Source organism: Mycobacterium sp. NGS26 (assembly GCF_059813025.1).
This window is the reverse complement of sequence record NZ_JCALDU010000005.1, coordinates 214,425-236,521: the sequence shown is the minus strand read 5'-3', so window position 1 is coordinate 236,521 and position 22,097 is coordinate 214,425. Positions and strand designations below refer to the sequence as shown.

Below are 22,097 nucleotides of genomic sequence, written 5' to 3'. Positions count from 1 at the left end.
GCGCATCACTTCTCTAGGAGATCGGGCTGCTGGAGCAGATCGTTGACTGCGGTGAGGAACAGCGCGCCGCGGTGGCCGTCGCTGGCCCGGTGGTCGGCGGCGAGGGTGGATTGCACGGCGGTGACGACCCGGATCCCCCCGTCGATCACGCACACCCGCTGGGCGGGCCTGCCGAACCCGACGATGGCCACCTGCGGCGGGTAGATCACGCCGAACACCTGATCGACGCCCTGGTCGCCCAGGTTGGTCACCGTGATGGTCGGGTCCGACATCTCCGAACTGCGCAGCGAGAAGGAGCGGGCCCGCGCCACCAGATCGGTCAGGTCTTCCATCAACTCGTCCAGCTTCTTGTCCGGGACGTCGTGGATGGCCGGTGCGACGAGTCCGCCGCCGCGCAGCGAGATCCCGACGCCGACGTGAACACCGGTCGCGGGCTGGAACCCGTCGTCTCGCCAGAATCCGTTGAACTCGCCGAATCGTTGCGCGGCCATGCCCACGGCCTTCAGCAGCAAGACGGCCGGCAGCACCCGTTCGTCGATGGAACGCTGCGCATTTCGCGCGGTCAGCCAGCTCAGCGCGGTTTCCAGGATGATCTCGTCGGCGAGGTAGTAATGCGGAATCTCCCGCTTGCTCCGGCTCATCGCCGCGGCGATCGACTTGCGCATCTGCGTGGCGCGTTCGGCCGGCGAAGCCTTGGCCTGCGCTCTCGGGGCCGGCTTTTCGGCGGCGGCCGCGTGCTCGATCGTGGCGGCGGCGTGTTCGACGTCGCTGATGGTAACCGCGCCCTGCGGGCCGGTTCCGCTCACCGCGTCGATGTCGACGTGCAGCGATTGGGCCAGCCGACGCGCCGCCGGCGACACCCACCGACGATGTTGCGGGACACTCGGGGGAGCGGTGGGCGCCCCCCGGGGCGTCGAGGGTGCCACCGCCGGCTTTGCCGCGGGCGCGACCGCCGGCCGGGACCGTTTGCGGGCCGGTTTTTCCGCGCGCTCGCCCGGTTCCAGCAGCGTCGCCAATACCGTTCCCACCTGGACGGTTTCACCGACACCGACGATGAGCTCGCTGACCGTGCCCTCCTGCCAGCACTCGATTTCGACTGCGGCCTTGGTGGTTTCGACCACCGCCACGATCTGACCGCGGGTCACCTTGTCGCCGGGTTTGACCAACCATTCGTCCAGGGTGCCTTCGTCCATGTCGGAGCCCAGGGCGGGCATCTTGAACTCGATCATCGCGGTTCACCGAAGAGGCTTTGCACGGCGGCGACGATCTTGGCGGTCTGGGGCAGGGCCGCCTGCTCCAGGTGCTTCGCGTACGGCATGGGAACCTCAGTGCTGCACACCCGGGCGACGGGCGCGTCCAGGTCGTAGAACGCACCCTCCATCACCCGCGCCATGACCTCGGCCGCCAGACTGCCCGTGTGCCAGGCCTCGTCGACGACGACGGCGCGATGTGTCTTGCGCACGGATTCCAGGATGGTGTCGTCGTCGAGTGGGCGCAAGACCCGCAAATCGACTACCTCGCAGTCGATTCCGGACAGCGACAACTCGTTGGCGGCGTCCAGCGCCTTCGGGAGGGAGCCGCCGTAGGCGATGACGGTGACGTCGGCGCCGCCGCGGCGCACGGCCGCCCGCGAGATGTCCGTCGGGGTGAGAGCCTCGGCGTCGGTCGACGTGTTGTACAGCTGGACGTGCTCGAAGATCACCACCGGATCCGGGTCGGCCAGCGCCGGGCCGAGCATCCCGTAGGCGTCTTCGACGGTGGCCGGCGCCACCACCTTGATGCCCGGGATGTGCGCATACCAGGGCTCGAGGCTGTGCGAATGCTGGGCGGCCAACTGCCGCCCCGCCCCGGTGGCCATGCGGACGACGAGCGGCACCGAGAATTGACCACCCGACATATGGCGAAGCGCGGCAGCGGTATTGACGACCTGGTCGAGCGCCAGCAGGCTGAAGTTCACCGTCATGACTTCCACGATCGGTCGAAGCCCGTTGAGCGCGGCGCCGATTCCGATCCCGACGAAGCCGAGTTCGGACAGCGGGGTGTCGCGCACCCGCTCCGGGCCGAACTCGTCCAGCAGGCCCTTGGAGGCGGCGTACGTTCCGCCGTAGCGTCCGACGTCCTCACCCATCAGGACGACGCGCGGGTCGTCGCGCAGCGCGTCGCGAATCGCGTCGTGCACGGCGGTGCGGTAGGTGATCTTCATTTCGCCGCCTCCGGGGTCATCACGTCGCGCTCGAGATCGGCCACGTCCTCCCATGTTCCGGCCTCGGCGAACGCCACCGCCTCGTCGATCTCGGCGGCGGCCGCATCCTCGATCTCGCGCACGTCGGCCGCCGACAGCGTGCCGTCCTCCAGGCACTTTGCGGTGAAGGTCTGGATCGGGTCGCGCTCGCGCCACCGGGCCACCTCGGCCTTGTCCCGATACAGTTCCGGGTCGAACATCGAATGCGCGCGGAACCGGTAGGTGCGGAACTCGATGAAGAACGGGCCGCCGGTGTCGCGGACGTGATCGACGCCCTGTTGCGCGGCGGTGTGGCAGGCCTCGACGTCCATCCCGTCGACGGCCAGCGTCGGGACGCGGTACGCGGCCGCCTTGACGGTGAGGTCGGTCTGCGACTGCGCCCGCTCCAGCGCGGTGCCCATCGCGTAAAGGTTGTTCTCGCAACAGAACAACACCGGCAGGTTCCACAGCGCGGCCATGTTCAACGACTCGTGAAACGCGCCCTCGGCCACCGCGCCGTCGCCGAAGTAGCAGGCGGTCACCCGCTTCTGCTGCAGCATGGCGTCCGCCAGCGCGATGCCCACCGCCAGCGGCAGGCCGCCGGCGACGATCGCGTTACCCCCATAGAAGCGCTTGGCCGCGTCGAACAGGTGCATCGACCCGCCGCGCCCGCGCGAGCAGCCCTCCTGCTTGCCGAACATCTCGGCCATGATCGAGGTCATCGGTATCCCGCGCAGCAGCGCGTGCGCGTGCTCGCGGTAGGTCGCCACCACCGCGTCATCGTCGGCCAGCGCGCGCAGCGAGCCCGCGGCGACGGCCTCCTGCCCGACGTAAAGGTGCAGGAATCCGCGAATCTTGGCCGCGCTGTAGAGCTCCGCGCACTTTTCCTCCATGCGGCGCACGCGAACCATGTCCGACAGGAGTTCGTGCGCCAGCTTCACGCCGGCCGCCGGGCGCCGCTCCTCCTCATCGCTTCGCTTTGCATCGTCGCTGGCGCGGGTCATGACGGCACCCCTTCGGCGTGGTGGTCGGGTTGTCGCTCGACGGTGGAGGTGTCGCCCTCGGGCAACCCGAGCTCGCGAGCCTTCAGCAGCCGCCGCATGATCTTGCCGCTGCTGGTGTGCGGCAACGTGTCGACGAACTCGAGTTCCTTGGGCGCCACGGCGGCCCCGAGCCGCTTGCGGGCGTGGCCTATGAGTTCCAGGCGCAGGTCCTCGTCGCCGACGACGCCGTTCTTCAGCGTGACAAAGGCTTTGATCATCTCGCCCATCGTCGGGTCGGGCTTGCCGATGACCGCCGCCTCGGCGACGGCCGGATGATCGGTGAGCGCGCTCTCCACCTCGAAGGGGCCGATCAGGTGTCCGGCGGACTTGATTACGTCGTCCTTGCGTCCGACGAACCAGAAGTAGCCGTCCGCGTCCTTCTCGGCGAGATCCCCTGTCAGATAGAGCCCGTCGGCGAAGCAGCTCCGGTATCGCTCCGCATTGTCCAGGTAGCCGCGGAACATCGACGGCCAGCCCGGCTTGAGGGCGAGCTCACCCTCCACCCCGGGCTCGTCGACGACCGTCGTCGTGCCGTCGTCGTTGTGGCGCACGATGTACGCGTCCACGCCGGGCAGCGGCCGGCCCATCGAGCCGGGCTTGATGTCGAACGCGGGGGTGTTCGCGATCATGATGCCGCCGGTCTCGGTCTGCCACCAGTTGTCGTGAATCGGCAAGCCCAGCACGCGCTTTCCCCACCACACCGCCTCCGGGTTCAGCGGCTCACCCACGCTGGCGATGAAACGAAGCCGCGGAAAGCGGTAGTGCGCCGGCAGTTCGGCGCCCGCCTTGATCAGCATCCTGATCGCGGTCGGCGCGGTGTACCACACCGACACGCCCTGGTCCTGCAGGATCCCGTACCACCGCTCGGCGTCGAACTCGGCCTCGTCGACGATGGAGGTGACGCCGTGCAGCAGCGGGCTGATGATGCCGTAGGAGGTTCCGGTGACCCAGCCGGGATCGGCCGTGCACCAATAGGTGTCGTCGGGATGCAGGTCGAGCGCGTACAGGCCGGTGACGTAGTGCATGGCGACGGCGCCGTGCACGTGGATGGCGCCCTTCGGGGTGCCGGTGGTGCCGCTGGTGAAGTGCAGCAGCGCCGGGTCATCCGCGGTCGTCGGCTCGATCGGTGCGTTCTCGTTGGCCGCGTTCATCCAGTTCCAGAAGTTCAGCGTTCCGGGCAGCTGGACGTCGGCCTTGCCCTCGTCGACGACCAAGACGTGCCGGACCGACGGCATCCGGTCACGAATCTTGGCGATCTTGCGCTGGTAGATCGCCAGGGTGGTGACCAGCACGTCGGCCTGCCCGATGTTGACCCTGGTGGCGATGGGTTCGGGGCCGAACGCCGAAAACAACGGCGAAACGATGCTGCCGTTCCGCAACGCACCGAGCATGGTGATGTAGAGCTCGGGGATGCGGCCCATGATCGTGAACACGCGGTTGCCCTTGTTGATGCCGAGCGAGCGCAGCATCCCGGAGAATCGGTTGGCGAGCCGGCCGAGCTCCGCGTAGCTGAGATCGCGGGTGGCGGTCGCACCGTCCCAACCCTTGTCGGTGACGAACCGCAACGCCGTGCGTCTTGCGTTCGGGCCCGTCGCGTGGCGGTCGACCGCGGCGTAGGCGATGTTGCACCCACCGGCCCCCATGCCCTCGCACAACGCAGGGACATCGGACCAGCGGAACTGTGCGCGCGCCCGCTCGTAGTCCGAGAGGTTGGGCTGCACGCGGCAGTCGTGGGGCGTTTTGCGGATGATGTCCATGACGGGTCCTAGATCGCGTGCAGCCGTTTCGCTTGGGCGTCTTCATCGTTTGCCGGGCGCTTCGCGCCGCAATAGAGAAGAAAGTCATCACTGCGCGCGCGTTTCGTCCCCGGGGCCGGTTCGGGACCTAGGACTCTGGCGCCGCTCGCTCGCATGCGCGAGGGTCGTAGGCATACGGGAGGTGAAGACGATGACCCAAACGGTGGCGGACCCCAAGGTGATCACGGCGGCGATCGAGTTGGCATGTCGCGCTCCCTCGCTGCACAACAGTCAGCCGTGGCGGTGGGTTGCCGGCCCGGGCGGCGTGGACCTGTTCGTCGACCCGCAGAGGAAGGTGACGGCTACCGACAGGTCGGGGCGCGAGGCGATCATGAGCTGTGGCGCCGCGCTGGATCACTTCCGGGTGGCGATGGGCGCGGCGGGCTGGGAGACCAGCGTCGAGCAGTTTCCCAACCCGAACGATCTCGACCACCTCGCCTCGATGGACTTCGCCTCGGTCGACTACGTGGCGCCGGCCCGGCGCGAGCGCGCCGACGCGATATTGCGTCGCCGGACCAACCGGCTGCCGTTCCGTGCGCCCAAGCACTGGTCGTCGTTCGAACCGGTGCTGCGCAACTCCTTCGACACCGATCTCGTCGCGCTCGACGTGCTGGCCGACGACGCGCGACCGCGGTTGGCGGAAGCCTCTCGCCTCACCGAGGCGCTGCGCCGCTACGACGACCGATACCACCGCGAATTGGATTGGTGGACATCGCCGTTGCGACACGCGGAGGGGATACCCGAAAGCGCGCTCCTGTCGGTGTCGGACGACCGCCGGGTCGACGTGAACCGCCGGTTCCCCGTCGATCCCCTCGACGAGCGCAGCTCCGCCGGCGCCTACGACGAGGCCAAAATCCTGGTGCTGTCCACGCCCATGGACACTCGCGTCGATGCCCTGAATTGTGGCGAGGCGCTGTCGGCGGTCCTGCTCGAGTGCACGATGGCGGGGCTGGCGACTTGCCCGGTCACACACGTCACCGAGCTGGAATCCAGCCGCGAATTGGTTCGGGATCTCACCAGCGGCCCCGCGGCCGTACCCCAGGTCCTGATCCGGGTCGGCATCGCGCCCGAGGAGGAGTTGGCCCCCGAGCCGACGCCGCGGAGACCCCTCGACGAAGTTCTGCAGATCCGCCGCTAAAGACCCGTGCGTCAGCCGATTGCGGTGCCGAACAGGTGCCCGACCCCGTAGGTGAACGCCAGGCCCGCGGCACCACCGATGACGATGCGCAGCACCGCGCGGTGCACGTTGCCGCCGCCGATGCGGGCGCTCAGAGCGCCCGCGAGCCCCAGGGCGACCAGCACGGCGACGAACGCCACTGGAACCCGCCAAGCCACCGGCGGCAGCAGAATCGCCAGCAGCGGCAGCACCGCGCCGGCGACGAACGAGGTTGCGGACGCCGCCGACGCCTGCCACGGATTGGCCAGTTCCTCGGGGTTGATGTTGAGCTCGGCGTGGGCGTGCGCGGTGAACGCATCGTGCGCGGTCAACTCGTCGGCCACCTGCGCCGCGGTCTCCGGCGACAGGCCCTTGGCCTCGAAGATGGCGGTGAGTTCGGCCAGTTCCGTGTCGGGCATGTGGCGCAGTTCGTGGCGCTCCTGGGCCAGCAGGGCCTGCTCGCTGTCGCGCTGACTGGACACGGAGATGTATTCGCCCAACGCCATCGACACCGCGCCGGCGACCAGGCCGGCCAGCCCGGCGGTGAAGATCGGGCCGCGCTGCGTCGTGGCCCCCGCGACTCCGAGCACGATGCCGGCCACCGAGACGATGCCGTCGTTGGCGCCCAGCACCGCGGCGCGCAGCCAATTCAAGCGTGTCGATGTGCCGTGAGCGTGCGGTTCGGCCGGATGGATGTCGTCTCGCTGATCGTCAACCACGGTGTAAAGCCAATAGCATTGCCGCCCGTCTCGCCAGCTAGCAAAGCCTCACCAAAGTCGCACGTTAACGGCTGCGCGGGGGAACGGTATCCGGGCGGCATGGGTAAGTCGTAGCCTTCGGTACGGGAGGTGACCGTGTTCGACAGGTATCCACCGAAGTCGGTCGTGGTCGGTGTCGACGGATCCCACGCGGCGATTCGCGCCGCGCGGTGGGCGGTAGACGAGGTGGCCGGCACGGACATTCCGCTGCGCCTGCTCTACGTGACCGAGGCGGACCGGGGCGCCGGCCCGCTCGAGGCACGAGCGGCGCTGGCGGCGGCCGAGGAGGTCGTCCACGAGGCGTACAGCGCGGTCGACGCGATGGGCAAGCCGCTGAAGGTCGAGACCGAGGTTCTGCACGGGCTCCCGGTGCCGGCGCTGATCGCGGCTTCACGTTCGACGTCATTGCTCTGCGTCGGGGACACCGGAGCCGCGCAGCACCCGGACGCCTGGTTGGGTTCCACGGCAAGGGAATTGGCGCGGCTGGGCCATTGCTCGGTCGCGATCGTCCGGGGTGGGGGCCGGGGCGTGGGCGCGACGGGCGGCGATTGGATCGTCGCGCTCGTGGACGAGTCGCCGGATGGCATCGACGTTCTGCAGATGTCGATCCACGAGGCGCAGCACCGACGCGCCCCGCTGCGGGTGTTGACGGCGGCACCAACCGGCGAGTCCCACGTGAGGCGCTGCATCGCCGACTACCCCGAGGCCGAGATCGACATGGTCGCCTTGGAGGGTTCTTTCGTCGACCATCTCGCCGAGCATGCCTCCGCCGTCCAACTGGTCATGATCGGCGCCGCCCGCACCGCCGACGTGGGGGAGTTGCTGGGCGGCGCCGGCGCTTTGCGCCTGCGGGACAGCGATTTCTCCTTGCTGGTCGTCGGGTTGCAACGGCCGGGCCGATGACAGATGTGACTTTCGTCCCTATCGCCGCGCGCTCATCGCCCGAAATGATGCGGGGCGAAATGACCTCTCCGCCTTTCGATCCACCGTTGCCGACGGATTCGGACATCGACGCGCTCGTGTGGCAATTCACGAATTCGGCCTATGCCGACGACATCTATGCGGATTGGCCGCTGGATCGGCGTCTCGACGGCTTTCTCCGTGACCGCGGACTCTCCCGCATCGCCGAGGACGGCGATGCATACGGTCTCGTCCTCAACCGTGTCATGGCCTACATCGGTGCCACGTCCCGACGGATGCGGCGCCGATAGGCCGTCTCGTGAGTGCTGACGAACGACCTACGCCCGGGTGACTTCGGTCCCTTTCGGCGATCGCTCCTGATTGGTGCGATGGAATCGCAAGCATCTCAAGTCTCGAAGTCAGGAGGCACTCATGGGCACCGTTTCGGTTCGGCGCCAGCCGATGTCGCTCTTCCCCGAGTTCTCGGAGTTGTTCGGCAGCTTCCCTTCCCTGGCCGGGCTGCGCCCTGCCTTCGACACCCGCGTGATGCGGCTCGAGGACGAGATGAAGGATGGCCGTTACGTCGTACGTGCGGAGATGCCGGGCATCGACCCCGCGAAGGACGTCGACATTACGGTGCGCGCTGGTCAACTGACCATCAAGGCCGAGCGTAGCGAGAAGAAGGACTTCGACGGGAGGTCGGAATTCACCTACGGCTCGTTTGCCCGCACCGTGTCCCTGCCGGCCGGAGCTGACGAGGACGACATCGAAGCCACCTACGACAAGGGCATCCTCACTGTGTCGGTGGGGGTTTCGGAGCCGAAGCCGGTCGAGCGGCGCATCGAGGTCCAGTCCGCCAACGGACACTGACCCTTCGATGACCAGAGCAGCTGATGTTGCCCGCCGGTCGCCGCGGCGCGTCTTCCGGGACCGCCGCGAGGCCGGCCGGGCGCTGGCGGACCTTCTCACCTCCTACCGCGACCGATCGGATGTGATCGTCCTGGGCCTGGCGCGGGGCGGCATACCCGTCGCGTGGGAGGTGGCGGCCGCGCTACACGCCCCGCTGGACGCCTTCATCGTTCGCAAACTCGGCGCCCCCGGCCACGAAGAATTCGCCGTCGGGGCATTGGCGAGCGGTGGGCGCGTCGTGATCAACGACGACGTCGTGCGGGGTTTGCGGATCACGCCGCAGCAGTTGCGCGACATCGCCGAGAGCGAGGGGCGGGAGCTGGGCCGGCGCGAGGCCGCCTACCGCGAGGGACGTCCGCCCGTCGATGTGGCGGGCAAGACGGTCATTCTGGTCGACGACGGTCTGGCCACGGGCGCGAGCATGTTCGCCGCGGTCCAGGCGCTGGCCGAGGCCCAGCCCGCCCACATCGTGATCGCGGTGCCCGCGGCGCCCGAGTCGACCTGCCGGGAGTTCGGCGGCCTCGTCGACGAGGTGGTGTGCGCGAGCATGCCCACGCCGTTTCTCGCGGTCGGGGAGTCGTTCTGGGATTTCCGCCAGGTGACCGACGACGAGGTTCGTCAGCTGCTGGCCACCCCGACGACGGGCCCCCCCACGGCGCCCGTGGCGAGGCCGGCGGCCCGGACCCCGGCCGAGGTGGTCAGCAGCGTCGCGATCGACGCCCCCGCGGGTGTCCCGCCGCGCGCGGCATTGGAGGAGCTGATAGGCGACGCCCGCGTCGTGCTGATCGGCGAGAGTTCGCACGGCACCCACGAGTTCTACGCGGCCCGGGCCGAGATCACGAAATGGCTGATCGAGGAGAAGGGCTTCTGCGCCGTCGCCGCGGAGGCGGACTGGCCGGACGCCTACCGGGTGAACCGGTACGTCCGCGGCCTGGGCGAGGACGAGACCGCCGACGAGGCGTTGAGCGGGTTCGAACGCTTCCCGGCCTGGATGTGGCGCAACACCGTCGTCCGCGACTTCGTCGAGTGGCTGCGGACGCGCAACCAGGCGTCGAACGGTCGGCCACCGGCGGGCTTCTACGGCCTGGACCTGTACAGCCTGCACCGGTCGATGCAGGAGGTGATCGCCTACCTCGACAAGATCGACCCGAGGGCGGCGGAGCGGGCCCGGGAGCGTTACGCGTGCTTCGACCACACGTCGGCCGACGACGGCCAGGCGTACGGGTTCGCGGCGGCCTTCGGCGCCGGCCCGTCGTGCGAAACCCAGGCGATCGAGCAGCTGGTCGACATCCAGCGCAACGCGTTGGCCTACGCGCGCCGGGACGGGCTGCTCGCCGAAGACGAGCTGTTCTATGCCGAGCAGAACGCGCAAACCGTCCGCAACGCGGAGGTGTACTACCGCGCGATGTTCGGCGGTCGCGTCACCTCGTGGAATCTGCGTGACCAACACATGGCGCAGACCCTCGAGGCGCTGCTGAAACACCTCGATCGCCACCGTGACGCCGGATCAGCGCGAATAGTGGTGTGGGCCCACAACTCTCACATCGGGGACGCGCGGGCGACCGAAGTGTGGGCCGACGGGCAGCTCACGCTCGGTCAACTCGTCCGTCAGCGATACGGCGACGAGTCGCGCCTGATCGGGTTGAGCACCTACGACGGAACCGTCACGGCCGCCAGCGAATGGGGCGGCATTGCCGAACGAAAGGCCGTTCGGCCGGCGCTCAACGGCAGCATCGAGGAGCTGCTGCACGAGACGGGCAGGGGCGCGTTCCTGGTATCGCCGCGCATCAGTCCGGAGGCGGCGGAGCCGCTCGGCGTCGTGCGATTGGGACGCGCCATCGGGGTGATCTACCTGCCCGCCACGGAACGGCAAAGCCACTACTTCCATGTCCGGCCCGCCGACCAATTCGACGCGATGATCCACATCGACAGAACGCGGGCGCTCGAACCGCTCGAGCCCACGAGCCTGTGGATTGCCGGCGAGACGCCGGAAACGTATCCGACCGGGCTGTAACCGACGACGAGCGGAGTTCACATGGAGACGCCAGCCGAGCCGGTTTCCCGCCCGGCGCAGATCGTCACGTTGACCATGAACCCGGCGCTGGACGTCACCACAAGCGTCGACGTGGTGCGGCCGACGGACAAATTACGTTGCGAGACAACGCGTTACGACCCCGGCGGTGGCGGGATCAACGTCGCACGCGTCGCGCATGTCCTCGGTGCATCGGTGACGGCCGTGTTTCCCGCCGGCGGGGCGACCGGCGATGTCGTCATGTCACTTCTCAATGATGCGGAGGTGCCCTTTCAACACGTCCCTATCAACCCGCCGACGCGCGAGAGTTTCACCGTCAACGAGACCAGCACCGGCCAGCAGTACCGCTTCGTCCTTCCCGGGCCGCGGCTGACGTTCACGGAACAGACCCGATGTCTCGACCTGCTGCGAATCTCGGCGGAGTCGGCCCAATTCGTCGTGGCGAGCGGGAGTCTGCCGCCGGGCGTGCCGCCCGACTTCTATCAGCGCGTCGCCGACGTCTGCGCGGACCTGGGCGTCCGGTTGATCCTGGACACCTCCGGTCGCGGCCTGCGATGCGTTTCCTCGGGCGTGTATCTGCTCAAGGCGAGCGTGCGCGAACTGCGCGAATGTGTCGGGCGTCCGCTGACCACCGAGACGGAACAGTTCGACGCCGCACATGGACTCATCGAAAGCGGCCGCGCGCAAGTGGTGCTGGTGTCGCTGGGATCTCATGGCGCGCTGCTTGCGACGCCGGAGGCGAGCCAACGATTCCCCGCGATCCCGATGGGTTTCGGCAGCGGCGTCGGGGCCGGTGACGCGATGGTCGGCGCCATCGCGACGGGGCTGAGCCTCGGCTGGCCACTGGTCAAGTCGGTGCGGTGGGGGATCGCGGCGGGCGCGGCCATGCTGATGACACCGGGCACCGCGGTGTGCAACCGAGCCGACGTGGAGAAGCTGTTCGCTCTGTCCGCGGAACCGTCCGACATGGCGCGATCCTGCTGAGCCCGCCGCATCCAGTGTCGCGAGTCGTTAGTTCGCCGGCAGAATCCGCTTCGGCTCACCGAACGTGGGGGATATGGACGAAAAGCGGTCGCTTTGTGTGCATATCCCCCACGCTGGACGCGGTTTCGATTGGTTCAGCCCAGCCGCCGGGGACGAATGGACGCCGATCTGAGGCCTAAGGACTCCTGCGCGAACAGGCGCTGCTGAATAGCGTGGCATCAGGGCGAGCTGTGATCGACCGTCAACCAGCGAGTCAGGGAGTGTCCATGAATCGGCTGCACGCGAAGTCGGTGGTCGTGGGCGTCGACGGATCGCAAGCCGCGGTCAACGCCGCCAAATGGGCGGTCGAAGAGGCGGTCAACCGGCAAATCCCCGTCCGCCTCGTCCATGTCGTGGGGCGCAAAGGGATTTCGGACTGGCAGGTCGAGTGTGGTGAGACGGCGCTGAGCCAGGCGGAAGTCGCCGTGCAGGGCGTGGGAAGGCCGGTGGAGGTCGAAACGGTTCTGCTCTCCGGCGACCCCGAGCAGGTGTTGATCGACGAATCGCGCGATGCGGCGCTGGTCTGTGTCGGCACCGACCAACGCGGGTGGGCGGCCGGCAAGTTGCTGGGCGCCACCGAGGCCGCCTTGGCCACGCGGGCACACTGCCCGGTGGCGATCATCCGGACCAACCCCGACGGGACGACGGCGAGGCCCGGTGTGATCACGGTCGTGCTCAACGACGAGCCCGACAACGACGAGGTGGTGCACCAGGCCATGGAGGAAGGACGGCGGCGCAACGCCACGGTGCGGCAGATCGATCGGCGAGTGAACAGCTGGGTCCGACGCTATCCGGACGTCCCCGTCCAGGTCGTCGCCGCGGGAACCGGCACGAAATCCATCGAAAACCACAGCAGCGCAATCGAACTGGCCGTCGTCGGCAGGGCCGACGCCGAGCAGGTCGCCGAGCTTGCCACCCCCAACAGCCACCCGATCGTGGGCTATCCCGACTGCTCGGTGCTGATCGTCCGTGACTGAATCCGAAAGCCTGATGACCGAGCCGCCCGTGCCGCGGCCAGTTGTCGTCGGCGTCGACGGCTCGCCGGCGGCGATACGCGCGGCGCTCTGGGCGGTCGACGAGGCGCTGAGCCGCGACGTTCCGCTGCGCCTGCTCTACGCGATAGAGCAGCCGAATGCCCGGGAAGCGGGGCCGGGGGACCTGGCGCACCAGCTCTCGGTCGCCGAAACCGCGGTGGGCCGCGCGGTCGCGGCGATCGAAGCCACCGGCAAGCCCGTGAAGATCGAAACGGAGATCGCCCAGGGTCCGCCGATCGCGTCGTTGGTCCGGGCGTCCGCGGCGGCCGCCCTGGTGTGTGTGGGCGCATTCGGGCTCCGGCATTTCCGGCCGGGCCGGGTGGGATCGACCGCCGAAGCCCTGGCGATTTCGGCGCACTGCCCGGTCGCCATCATCCGCGGCCACGACGGTCGAGGCGGACGGGCGGAGCACCCGCTCGTCGTCGAGGTGGACGGGTCGCCGGACAACGGCGTATTGCTGGGCGCCGCAATGGAAGAGGGCCGGCTACGCAACGCCACCGTTCGGGCAATCACCTGCCGCCGGACCGCGCGGGGCGACGCGACGACAGAAGGCGACGACGACCGCGCGGCGCGCGCCGACCTGGATCGGCGGCTGGCCCGGTGGAAGCGTCGCTACCCGGATCTGCGGGTCGAGTCGGCGGTGGTACACGGCACCCTGCTGGAGTATCTGGCCCGCAATCACCGATCCGTGGGCGTCGTGATGATCGGCGCACACAACCGTCAGCACGTGCGGGAACTCGTCGGACCGGTCGGCAGCGCAATCCTGCAGGAGGCCGACTGCTCGCTGCTTGTCGTCAATCGCCAGCATTTGTGAAAGCTCATTTGGGAGAATCGGGGATATCGAGACGGGCCTCGATGATCCTTGCCCCGAGCGACCGGCAGGAAGGACTGGCAATGGTGAAGGTTTTCCTGGTCGACGACCATGAGGTGGTTCGGCGCGGCCTTGCCGATCTGCTCGCGTCGGACCCCGACCTGGAAGTCATCGGCGACGCGGGCTCGGTGTCCGAGGCGATGGTGCGGATCCCGGCGGCGAAGCCCGACGTCGCCGTCCTCGACGTGCGACTCCCGGACGGCAACGGGATCGAGCTGTGCCGCGACCTGCTGTCGGAAATCCCGGGGCTGCGCTGTCTGATGCTGACGTCGTTCACCTCCGATGAGGCGATGCTCGAAGCGATCCTGGCCGGCGCCAGCGGCTACGTCGTCAAGGACATCAGGGGGATGGAGCTGGCCCAAGCGATCAAGGACGTCGGCGCGGGCAAGTCGCTGCTGGACAACCGGGCGGCCGCCGCGCTGATGGCCAAGCTCCGCGGCGCCGCCGAGCACAACGACCCGCTCTCCGCCCTGACCGAGCGGGAGCGAACCCTGCTCGCGCTGCTCAGCGAGGGCCTGACCAACAGGCAGATCGCCGCCCGGATGTTCCTGGCCGAGAAAACCGTCAAGAACTACGTATCGCGTTTGCTGGCCAAGCTCGGCATGGAGCGGCGGACCCAAGCCGCGGTGTTTGCTTCCAAGCTGGGCCAGCGCTCGGCCCCGCACGCGCCGAGCTGATCGCGACGCCGGAGCGCACCACGGGCTTCTTAGGCCCGGCTTAGCTCCGTGAAGATGCGCTCCGGCGCCCGCGCAAGCTCGCCAATGGTGGTTTCAACGGTGTTTTCCGTGTACTAGCGACAAAGCGTAGCGAAGCCTCCATTCGCAAAATGGGTAGTTTCATGTATTGACGAAACGCGCTTATGCGTTTCACGTTGAACGCCTAAGCTGGCTGAAGGCACCCTCGTATTGCGTTTTGTACTCGCAATTTCGCGCGTACTCGAGCTGCCGGTAGGCCGAACTGTCGTGGAGGTATCGGGTCGGGTGGCCAGCGACGAAAGCGGCTCAGCTTTTGCTGGGCTAGGCCAGCGTGGGCTGGTCAGCAGGATGCACGAGCAACTCGACGAGTTGCTGGCGGCGCGCGACCAAATGGAGCAGCTGCTGCAGGTGATCATCGAGATCGGCTCGGATCTCGATGTGGACGCAACGCTGCGCCGGATCGTCCGCGCGGCCAGAAAATTGACGTCGGCCCCCTATGCGGCCCTCGCCATCCGTGACCCGGACGGCATGTTGATGTCGTTTGTGCACGACGGAGTCGACGCCGAGACCGTGCAACGAATCGGGCCGCTGCCGGTTGGCAAGGGGCTCCTCAGCCTGTCGCTGCTCGACACGCCGGCGCTGCGCCTGGACGATCTGACCAAGCACCCGGCCGCGGCCGGATTTCCACCGCATCATCCGGCGATGCAGGCGTTCCTCGGTGTGCCAATCACCATCCGCGGGACGATCTTCGGCAACCTGTATCTGACCCACGACGAGCCGGGCCGGCGGTTCTCCGAACCCGATGAGGTCGCCGCCCGCGCATTGGCGTTCGCGGCGGCGGTCGCGATCGACAACGCGCAACTATTCGAGCGCGAGCGCACGTCGGTGAAGTGGATGGACGCCAGTCGGGAGATCACGACCGCGCTGCTGTCCGGCGTCGAGTCCGATGTCCCGCCCTTGCAGTTGATCGCCGAACGCGCGTGCGCTCTCACCGAAGCCGAGCAGGCGATCGTGCTCGTCCCGGTCGATCCCGACCTGTCCATCGATGAAATCGACACGCTCTTCGTGTCCGCGGCGGTGGGGCGGAACGCTTCCGAGGTCATCGGGCAACGGATCCCGGTGGACGGCTCCACGAGCGGCGATGTCTTCCGCTCCGGGAAGCCGTTGATCACCGAGTCGTTGAGTCACCCGATTCAGGCGTTCACCGATGTCGGGCAGCGCTCCGCGATCGTGATGCCGCTGCGGGCCCACGACGAGGTCGCCGGAGTGATCGCCATCGCCCGCGGCGCGGCGCAGCCACCGTTCGACGACAGCTACCTCGACCTGGTGAGCGATTTCGCCACCCACGCGGCGATAGCTCTCATGCTGGCGTCGGGGCGCGAGCACGCGCGTCAGCTGACCCTCGTGGCCGAGCGTGAGCGCATCGCGCACGACTTGCACGATCACGTCATCCAAAGACTGTTCGCGGCGGGCATGGATCTGCAGGGAACGGTCGCGCGGGCCCGCTCGCCAGAGGTGATCGACCGGCTCAACCGCACGCTGGACGACCTCCAAACCATCATCGAGGAAATCCGCACGACCATCTTCCAGCTGAAATCCCCGGCGGAGAACGAGGGCAGCTTCCGGAATCGGATTCAACGGGTCCTCACCGATCTCACCGAAAACCGCGACATCGTCACCACCTTGCGGATGCACGGGCCGACGACCGCCGTGGGCGGCGAGCTTGCCGAGCACGCCGAAGCGGTTGCCGCCGAGGCCGTCAGCAACGCCGTCCGGCACTCCGGGGCCTCACGGGTGACCGTCGAGGTCGATGTCGCCGACATGTTGACGCTCGACATCGCCGACAACGGATGCGGCATTCCCGTCGACAATCCGCGCCGCAGCGGCCTTGCCAACATGTTGTACCGCGCCGAACAGGTCGGCGGCCGTTGCGAGATCTCCAATCAACCGGCGGGCGGTACCCGGGTTCGCTGGACCGCTCCGCTGACAGTTCACTAAGCCGCGGCGGTGCGGGACCATTGGCTCAGGGGCAGGGCCCAACGGCCCTGCCGAATCGCTTGGGCCGCGCATAACGTCATACCTAGTCGATGCGGTGGGTAGCGGCGCCGTGAGGAGGAGTGCGAAATGCCGAGCAGCACAGGAAAACACGGAATACTGGTCTGCGTTGACGGGTCCTCGGCATCTGACGCGGCGGTGGCCTGGGCGGCCCGCGAGGCCACCATGCGCCATCTGCCCATCACGCTGATGCACGCCGTTGCCCCGGTGGTCGTCGGCTGGCCGGCGGGGCAGGTATATGTCACCATGCCCGGTTGGCAGCAGGAAACCGCGCAGCAGGTTGTCGACCAGGCCCGCAAGACGCTCGGCGCCAGCCTGGGTGATGCCGAGCCACCCGAAATACACACGGAGATGGTGTATTCCAACGTTGTGCCGGCACTGATCGAGGCCTCCAAGGACGCTTGGATGGTCGTGGTCGGCAGCCAGGGCCTGGGGGCGTTGGGCCACCTGTTGGTGGGCTCGGTCACCAGCGCGTTGCTTCACCACGCGCACTGCCCGGTCGCGGTGATTCACGATGCGACCCCCGATCCCGACGCGCCGGTGCTGGTGGGGGTCGACGGGTCACCCGCCTCGGAGAAGGCGTTGACCCTGGCCTTCGATGAGGCGTCCCGCCGCGGCGTTGAGCTGATGGCGCTGCACGCGTGGAGCGATGTGGGCGTGTTTCCGATGCTGGGGATGGACTGGCGCGACAGCGAGGCCAAGGGGGAGGAGATCCTCGCCGAACGCCTCGCCGGATGGCAAGAGCAGTATCCGGATGTGCGCGTGCAGCGATTGATCTTCTGCGACAAGCCCGCCCGGTGGCTCATCCAGGAGTCCGAGCGGGCTCAGCTGGTCGTGGTCGGTAGCCACGGCCGCGGCGGGTTTGCCGGCATGCTGTTGGGTTCGGTCGGCTCCCATGTTGCCCAATCGGCAAGGGTGCCGGTGATTGTCGTGCGCGGAGACTAACGCACCACGAGTACCGAACAGCCGGACCGCCCGAAGTGCGGGGCGACCGGGCCGACCATCCGCGCCACCTTGTCGGCGTCCCCGCTTGCCACCACCGCGAGTTGCACGGGTTCCTGCGTGCCGGCCAGGAATTCAGCGGCCCCACGTCTGGCGACAACCGGGACGACGTGTACCTCGGGATGCGCAGTGACCCAACGGCCCAGCCGGCGGTTCAGCTTGTGGTAGGGAATCTCGCCCAAGCTCCATCGCCAGACCCCCATCGCCAGGATCGGGGCCTTTCGAAGGACCGCTTCCCGGAAGCCTTGCTCGAGCACCGCGTCGTTGCCACGTGAATCGTCGACGACGACGGCGATCGATCCGGCGGGCGGCTCGCCGGCTGCACGGTCCGTCCGAATGACGGCAACCGGGCAGTGTGCGTTCCGGGCGACGGCATCGGCGGTCGAACCGATGACCTTGCGGGCGACCTGTCCGATCCCCACCGAACCCAGGCAAACCATAGCCGCATCACGGGATTCGCCGATCAGACCGCCGGCCGGCGATCCGTGCACGAGGTCGGTTTCGATCTTGACCGACTCGTCCATGGCGTGAAGTGCGGCGGCGGCGGCGCGCAGGGCCGTTTCGCCGTACTCGATATCGAGACTGTCATCGTCGGCGGGCGCCTCCGCTCGTCGCTCCGGGATCACGTGGACCAGATGAAGCGGGACGTCACGGCTCGTCGCCTCGGCGACCGCCCACTTCGCCGCGTTGATCGCGGCGTCGGAGCCGTCGATGCCCACGACGATCCTCGATTGCGGATGGTTCATCGCATCCTCCCGGTAGCGGCTAGGGGATACCTGCGGTCACTGGGACACGCTATTGGGCGTCGCCGCGCGCCGGCAGGGCCGTTCGGCCTTCTTTTTTCGGGCGATGGTCACCGGCGGGCTTCGGTCACGCGACCTCGATCGTGCGCCCGGGCTGCAGCTGCTGCACGCGACCGCGGCACTCGACCAGGACCGGTCCGGTGTTCCCGGCCTCGGAGGTCAGCCTCCCGGCTCGTCCGCTGATCCGAAGGTGAACACGCTGGCCGCGGTACACGAACGCGAATCCGATGGGGCCCAGTGACTTAGGCCATTGCGGGTTGAGAATCAGCCGGTCGTCGCGTGTTTCGAGCCCGGTGAAGCACCGCTGCAGCACATCCACGCTGCCGGCCATGGCGGCCAGGTGTATTCCCTCCGAAGTGGTACCGCCCTGGATGTCGACGATGTCGGAGGCGAGCACCTGCACGAAGTACTTCATGGCGTGGTGGCGGTGGGCGCGGGCGATGACCCAGGAGTGGACCAGCGAGCTCAGGGTCGACCCGTCCGAGGTGCGCGCGAGGTAGTAATCGATGGTCTTCGGGATCTGCTCGGGCGCGAACCGGTAGCCAAGCCGGCCGAACAATCCCAGCAATTCCTCGGACGACAGCAGATAGAACAGCATCAGCACGTCGGCCTGCTTGGACGCCTTGTAGTTGTTCACGCTGTCGTTTTCGGCTTCCAGGATGCGATCGAGCCGCTGAATGTTCCCGTACCGCTGCCGATACTGATCCCAATCCAGTTCCGCCAGCTCGGAATAGCCCTCGAACTGACTGATCACGTCGTCGTGGAAGGGGACGAACATTCGCCGCGTCACGCGGTCCCACCGCTGGAGTTCCTCCGCGGTCAAATCGACCTTCCCGACAAGGTCGAGCCGGTCGCGCAGCGGCAGCAGGCGCAGTGTGTCCATCGCCCGCAGGATCACCCAGACCGCCATCACATTGGTGTAGGCGTTGTTGTCTATCCCGTCGTATTCCTTGCCCGGGTAGCCCGAATGGAACTCGTCGGGCCCGATGATTCCCCGGATCATGTAGCGTCCGCGGCTGTCGTCGAAACTGGCCAGGCCCACCCAGAACCGCGCGATCTCGACCAGCATCTCGGCCCCGTAGTCGACGAGGAACTGCCGGTCGCCGGTCACCTGGTAGTGCTGCCACGCGTTGTAGGCGATCGCAAGACCGACGTGATGTGCGCGCGCGCTGGCATCGGGGTTCCACCGGCCGGACTCGGGATTGAGGTGCAATTCCTGGCTGACCTCGCAGCCGTCGCTGCCCGATTGCCACGGATACATCGCCCCGAGGTAGCCCGCCGCGCGCGCCGCGCGCCTCGCCTCGGGAAGCCGCCGATACCGGTAGAGCAGCAGCGATCGGGCCACGTTCGGCATCCGGATGCTCAGCACGGGGGAGACGAAGAGCGAGTCCCAGAAGACGTGCCCGCGGTAGGCCTCACCATGTAGCCCGCGGGCGGGAACCCCGGCGTCGAGCTCGGCGGTGTGCGGCGAAAGGGTCTGCAGCACATGCACCAAATGCAGCCGCAGAACCCGTAACGCGTCGGTGTTGTCGGCCAGGCCGACGTGGCACTGCTCCCACAGCCGAGCCCACGCCCGGGCGTGCTCGGCGTGCAGTTCCTCGTATCGGCCCGCCCCGTCGAGGTAGCGCTGCGCGGCGCTCGCCGGTTCCGATATCGCGGGGTCGCGACCGGTGAAGATCATCGCCACCTTCTCGCACGTGACGGACTGCCCGGCGGACAGCGCGACCTGGATGTCGTGCCCGCCCCGGTTGTCTTCCCGCACGATGGTGTACCGGGCATCGGCCAGGGCGCCGTCGCACCAGACGGTGCTGCGCGCGCCGACCGCGATCGCGATGCGTGACTGCGACGTTTCGGTGCGCAGTATCACCGCGTCGGGAGTTACCTCGTCGATGGCCGCTGGCGCGAGGTGCGTGCTCGACAGGGAACGATAGCGTTCGACCATGGTGTTACGCACGCCTCCGTCGAGCAGGGATCTGAATTCGACCGTGCCGGACCAGTTTTCGGCAACGACGGTGGTCTGCAGGGCAAGCACGTGCGGCTCGTGCATCGACGCGAACCGTTGCTGGGTCAGGGCCGTGACTTGGCCGGCGCCGTCCCGAAATCGAAGTGTCCGGGTCAGCGTCGCGTGCCGGAGGTCGAATGTCTGCCGGTAGAACAACAATTCGACGTCGTCGACGTGAAACCACGGCCCGCCGTTTATCCGGAACGTCAGCGACAGCCAGTTGGGCAGGTTGACCAGGCTTTCGTTCTCGATCGTCCGGCCGGCGACCCGATCCGACAACGTGTTGTACACGCCACTGGCATAGGTGCCGGGGTAATGCGCCTCGGACGCCACCGCCTCCGGTGCGCAGCCACGGGTGGCGACGTAGCCGTTGCCGACGGTGCACAGCGCCTCGCGTAGCCTCTCACTGTTGGGGTCGTAACCCTCATAGACGAGTTCCCAGGGGTCGCTCGGCGCGGTCGCCGCCTTCTGCAGGTCGTCCGCCAGCTGTCGAATGAACACACACGCCGCCGACGGGCTTTCGAGGCTGAATTGCGCAGCGGATGGGCGATCGCCGTGTTCCTGATGTCGCACCACGATTCCCACGCCGTCGAATTGGATCGCGTCGAAGGCGTCCTCGTCGGAGATGTCGTCGCCGAGGTAAATCGGCAAAACCGCGCCGGAGTCGGCGGGGTCGGTTCCACCGACCTGGTCGAGGAGCCAGTTGAGCGTCGAGCCCTTGTCCCAATCGACGTCGGGGCGCAGTTCGATGACCTTCCGACCGGTGGTGACCCGCAAACCCAGGGCGCGCCCGATGTTTCGGACCCTCGCGACGACGTGGTCGACGTCCGCCGGATCGGTGTTGCGATAATGGACGGCGACCGCAAAGCGCTTGTGCTCCACGAGTATTCCCGAGACGTCACTCAGCGTCTCGGCCAATCGGGTGGCGGCGCACTCCAAGGTGTCGACGACGTCGGCAGCGGCATTCTCGTGGTGACTGCCGTCCGGCGCGACCAGTTCGAAGCCGTGGCTGCCGGCGTACCACAGTCCGTCGACCTTGACCCGCTGACGAATATCGGACAGATCGCGGCCGCTGATCACCGCGACGGGACACTGCGCGGCCAGCGCGCGCAGCGCCTCGTCGGCGCCCTCGACCGGTGTGGCCGACTCCGGATGCTCGACGATGTCGGACAGCGTGCCGTCGAAGTCGAGGAACACCGCCGGCCGCCGGCCCGCCACCAGTTCCTTGAGCTGGCTGTAGACCTGCAGGGCGTCGGCGATGGTCGACATGGCGGCGTCACCGCTGCGCACCGAGATCTCGGCGAGCCCGGCGATGACGGTGTCGGCTCCGCTCGACAGCAGGTCGTCGGCGCGTCCGTTCCCGGCGAGACCGATGACCAGGCTGAAACCCGCGTCGCCACCGGCTCGCACGGCGGCCGGCTCGCAGGCGATGAGCACGCAACGGCCGGGACTGATCCCAAGCTGGCTTGTCGCCCGGGTCAGCACCGAGGGCTCCCCGATGGCCACGCCGTTGTCGACGGTGATGCTGGCAAGACCGTCGAAACCCGCGGCGCGCAGAGTCTCAGCGCAATCCCGGGTCGACGAGTAGACCGCTGTGGCGATACCGCCGTCGCGCAACCGGCGCAGGAATGGGACCGCCGAATCGAGTGCCTGAAGTTGGCCCTTCTCAGGCTCGATGACCACGCAGTCCAGGTCGAGGATCACCGCGTCGTGGTAGCGCCTGTCGATGGTGACGGGCCATTCGGTCACCTCTGCGACGATGCCACAGCGCCGGCCCCGATCAAGGGCTGGCGACCG

Annotated in this window: 18 protein-coding genes; 11 read left to right on the top strand and 7 right to left on the bottom strand. The window is 67.9% G+C overall.

Annotated elements, in window-relative coordinates:
* Positions 1–5 precede the first annotated feature (5 nt).
* Genes AC5Y6X_RS18195 through acsA form a run of 4 tightly spaced genes read right to left on the bottom strand, consistent with a single transcriptional unit; the run spans position 6 to position 5,021 of the window.
* Entirely contained in the window at positions 6–1,229 is a 1,224-nt protein-coding gene (locus AC5Y6X_RS18195; RefSeq protein ID WP_499988102.1) for a dihydrolipoamide acetyltransferase family protein, read from the bottom strand.
* Positions 1,226–2,203, bottom strand: coding sequence for an alpha-ketoacid dehydrogenase subunit beta (locus AC5Y6X_RS18190; RefSeq protein WP_324677116.1), 978 nt, complete (start codon positions 2,201–2,203; stop codon positions 1,226–1,228). Before AC5Y6X_RS18190 ends, AC5Y6X_RS18195 begins: the two co-directional genes overlap by 4 nt.
* Positions 2,200–3,225 carry a pyruvate dehydrogenase (acetyl-transferring) E1 component subunit alpha gene (gene pdhA, locus AC5Y6X_RS18185; RefSeq protein WP_499988100.1) on the bottom strand — a complete coding sequence of 342 codons (1,026 nt, stop codon included), beginning with the start codon at positions 3,223–3,225 and terminating at the stop codon, positions 2,200–2,202. Before pdhA ends, AC5Y6X_RS18190 begins: the two co-directional genes overlap by 4 nt.
* Positions 3,222–5,021 (bottom strand): acetate--CoA ligase, encoded by a 1,800-nt coding sequence (gene acsA, locus AC5Y6X_RS18180; protein WP_499988099.1) that lies wholly within the window; start codon positions 5,019–5,021, stop codon positions 3,222–3,224. The genes pdhA and acsA overlap by 4 nt, the downstream gene beginning before the upstream one ends.
* Positions 5,022–5,211: 190 nt before the next feature.
* Between acsA and AC5Y6X_RS18175 the strand changes: the two genes are divergently transcribed.
* Positions 5,212–6,198 carry an Acg family FMN-binding oxidoreductase gene (locus AC5Y6X_RS18175; RefSeq protein WP_499988098.1) on the top strand — a complete coding sequence of 329 codons (987 nt, stop codon included), beginning with the start codon at positions 5,212–5,214 and terminating at the stop codon, positions 6,196–6,198.
* Between the two features lie 11 nt (positions 6,199–6,209).
* Here the strand turns inward: AC5Y6X_RS18175 and AC5Y6X_RS18170 are convergent, their stop codons facing one another.
* Complete coding sequence (locus AC5Y6X_RS18170; RefSeq protein WP_324677110.1) at positions 6,210–6,935, bottom strand: VIT1/CCC1 transporter family protein; 726 nt, start codon at positions 6,933–6,935, stop codon at positions 6,210–6,212.
* A 129-nt stretch (positions 6,936–7,064) separates the two neighbouring features.
* Between AC5Y6X_RS18170 and AC5Y6X_RS18165 the strand changes: the two genes are divergently transcribed.
* The 10 genes from AC5Y6X_RS18165 (at position 7,065) to AC5Y6X_RS18120 (ending at position 17,438) form a co-directional block, all read left to right on the top strand.
* Positions 7,065–7,877 (top strand): universal stress protein, encoded by an 813-nt coding sequence (locus tag AC5Y6X_RS18165; protein WP_499988096.1) that lies wholly within the window; start codon positions 7,065–7,067, stop codon positions 7,875–7,877.
* The gene (locus tag AC5Y6X_RS18160; RefSeq protein ID WP_499988095.1) at positions 7,874–8,185 is read left to right on the top strand and encodes a hypothetical protein; all 312 of its coding nucleotides are present in this window, start codon (positions 7,874–7,876) and stop codon (positions 8,183–8,185) included. Before AC5Y6X_RS18165 ends, AC5Y6X_RS18160 begins: the two co-directional genes overlap by 4 nt.
* Before the next feature lie 121 nt (positions 8,186–8,306).
* Positions 8,307–8,744 (top strand): Hsp20/alpha crystallin family protein, encoded by a 438-nt coding sequence (locus tag AC5Y6X_RS18155; protein ID WP_499988093.1) that lies wholly within the window; start codon positions 8,307–8,309, stop codon positions 8,742–8,744.
* A 7-nt stretch (positions 8,745–8,751) separates the two neighbouring features.
* Positions 8,752–10,797 carry an erythromycin esterase family protein gene (locus AC5Y6X_RS18150; protein WP_499988091.1) on the top strand — a complete coding sequence of 682 codons (2,046 nt, stop codon included), beginning with the start codon at positions 8,752–8,754 and terminating at the stop codon, positions 10,795–10,797.
* 21 nt (positions 10,798–10,818) lie between these two features.
* The gene (locus AC5Y6X_RS18145; RefSeq protein WP_499988090.1) at positions 10,819–11,799 is read left to right on the top strand and encodes a 1-phosphofructokinase family hexose kinase; all 981 of its coding nucleotides are present in this window, start codon (positions 10,819–10,821) and stop codon (positions 11,797–11,799) included.
* A 266-nt stretch (positions 11,800–12,065) separates the two neighbouring features.
* Complete coding sequence (locus AC5Y6X_RS18140) at positions 12,066–12,815, top strand: universal stress protein (protein WP_499988089.1); 750 nt, start codon at positions 12,066–12,068, stop codon at positions 12,813–12,815.
* Entirely contained in the window at positions 12,808–13,686 is an 879-nt protein-coding gene (locus AC5Y6X_RS18135; RefSeq protein ID WP_420715869.1) for a universal stress protein, read from the top strand. The genes AC5Y6X_RS18140 and AC5Y6X_RS18135 overlap by 8 nt, the downstream gene beginning before the upstream one ends.
* A gap of 80 nt (positions 13,687–13,766) precedes the next feature.
* Positions 13,767–14,420: a response regulator gene (locus AC5Y6X_RS18130; protein WP_499988086.1), complete on the top strand. Its 654-nt coding sequence runs from the start codon at positions 13,767–13,769 to the stop codon at positions 14,418–14,420.
* A gap of 366 nt (positions 14,421–14,786) precedes the next feature.
* A complete protein-coding gene (locus AC5Y6X_RS18125; protein ID WP_499988423.1) occupies positions 14,787–16,436 on the top strand; it encodes a GAF domain-containing sensor histidine kinase in 1,650 nt (549 codons plus the stop codon).
* Between the two features lie 126 nt (positions 16,437–16,562).
* Positions 16,563–17,438 (top strand): universal stress protein, encoded by an 876-nt coding sequence (locus tag AC5Y6X_RS18120; protein WP_499988085.1) that lies wholly within the window; start codon positions 16,563–16,565, stop codon positions 17,436–17,438.
* Here AC5Y6X_RS18120 and AC5Y6X_RS18115 read toward each other — a convergent pair.
* Together AC5Y6X_RS18115 and otsB are read right to left on the bottom strand one after the other, a co-directional pair.
* A complete protein-coding gene (locus tag AC5Y6X_RS18115) occupies positions 17,435–18,214 on the bottom strand; it encodes a universal stress protein (RefSeq protein WP_499988083.1) in 780 nt (259 codons plus the stop codon). The genes AC5Y6X_RS18120 and AC5Y6X_RS18115 overlap by 4 nt on opposite strands.
* Positions 18,215–18,365: 151 nt before the next feature.
* Positions 18,366–22,004: a trehalose-phosphatase gene (otsB, locus tag AC5Y6X_RS18110; protein WP_499988420.1), complete on the bottom strand. Its 3,639-nt coding sequence runs from the start codon at positions 22,002–22,004 to the stop codon at positions 18,366–18,368.
* Positions 22,005–22,097: the final 93 nt, after the last annotated feature.

Excerpts from the sequence above, each read along its gene's own strand:
- AC5Y6X_RS18120 (WP_499988085.1), top strand. The coding sequence starts at position 16,563 with ATGCCGAGCAGCACAGGAAAACACGGAATACTGGTCTGCGTTGACGGG.
- AC5Y6X_RS18175 (WP_499988098.1), top strand. The coding sequence starts at position 5,212 with ATGACCCAAACGGTGGCGGACCCCAAGGTGATCACGGCGGCGATCGAG.
- AC5Y6X_RS18140 (WP_499988089.1), top strand. The coding sequence starts at position 12,066 with ATGAATCGGCTGCACGCGAAGTCGGTGGTCGTGGGCGTCGACGGATCG.
- AC5Y6X_RS18195 (WP_499988102.1), bottom strand. The coding sequence starts at position 1,229 with ATGATCGAGTTCAAGATGCCCGCCCTGGGCTCCGACATGGACGAAGGC.
- pdhA (WP_499988100.1), bottom strand. The coding sequence starts at position 3,225 with ATGACCCGCGCCAGCGACGATGCAAAGCGAAGCGATGAGGAGGAGCGG.
- AC5Y6X_RS18145 (WP_499988090.1), top strand. The coding sequence starts at position 10,819 with ATGGAGACGCCAGCCGAGCCGGTTTCCCGCCCGGCGCAGATCGTCACG.
- AC5Y6X_RS18130 (WP_499988086.1), top strand. The coding sequence starts at position 13,767 with ATGGTGAAGGTTTTCCTGGTCGACGACCATGAGGTGGTTCGGCGCGGC.
- AC5Y6X_RS18125 (WP_499988423.1), top strand. The coding sequence starts at position 14,787 with ATGCACGAGCAACTCGACGAGTTGCTGGCGGCGCGCGACCAAATGGAG.
- AC5Y6X_RS18150 (WP_499988091.1), top strand. The coding sequence starts at position 8,752 with ATGACCAGAGCAGCTGATGTTGCCCGCCGGTCGCCGCGGCGCGTCTTC.
- AC5Y6X_RS18160 (WP_499988095.1), top strand. The coding sequence starts at position 7,874 with ATGACAGATGTGACTTTCGTCCCTATCGCCGCGCGCTCATCGCCCGAA.
- AC5Y6X_RS18190 (WP_324677116.1), bottom strand. The coding sequence starts at position 2,203 with ATGAAGATCACCTACCGCACCGCCGTGCACGACGCGATTCGCGACGCG.
- acsA (WP_499988099.1), bottom strand. The coding sequence starts at position 5,021 with ATGGACATCATCCGCAAAACGCCCCACGACTGCCGCGTGCAGCCCAAC.
- AC5Y6X_RS18155 (WP_499988093.1), top strand. The coding sequence starts at position 8,307 with ATGGGCACCGTTTCGGTTCGGCGCCAGCCGATGTCGCTCTTCCCCGAG.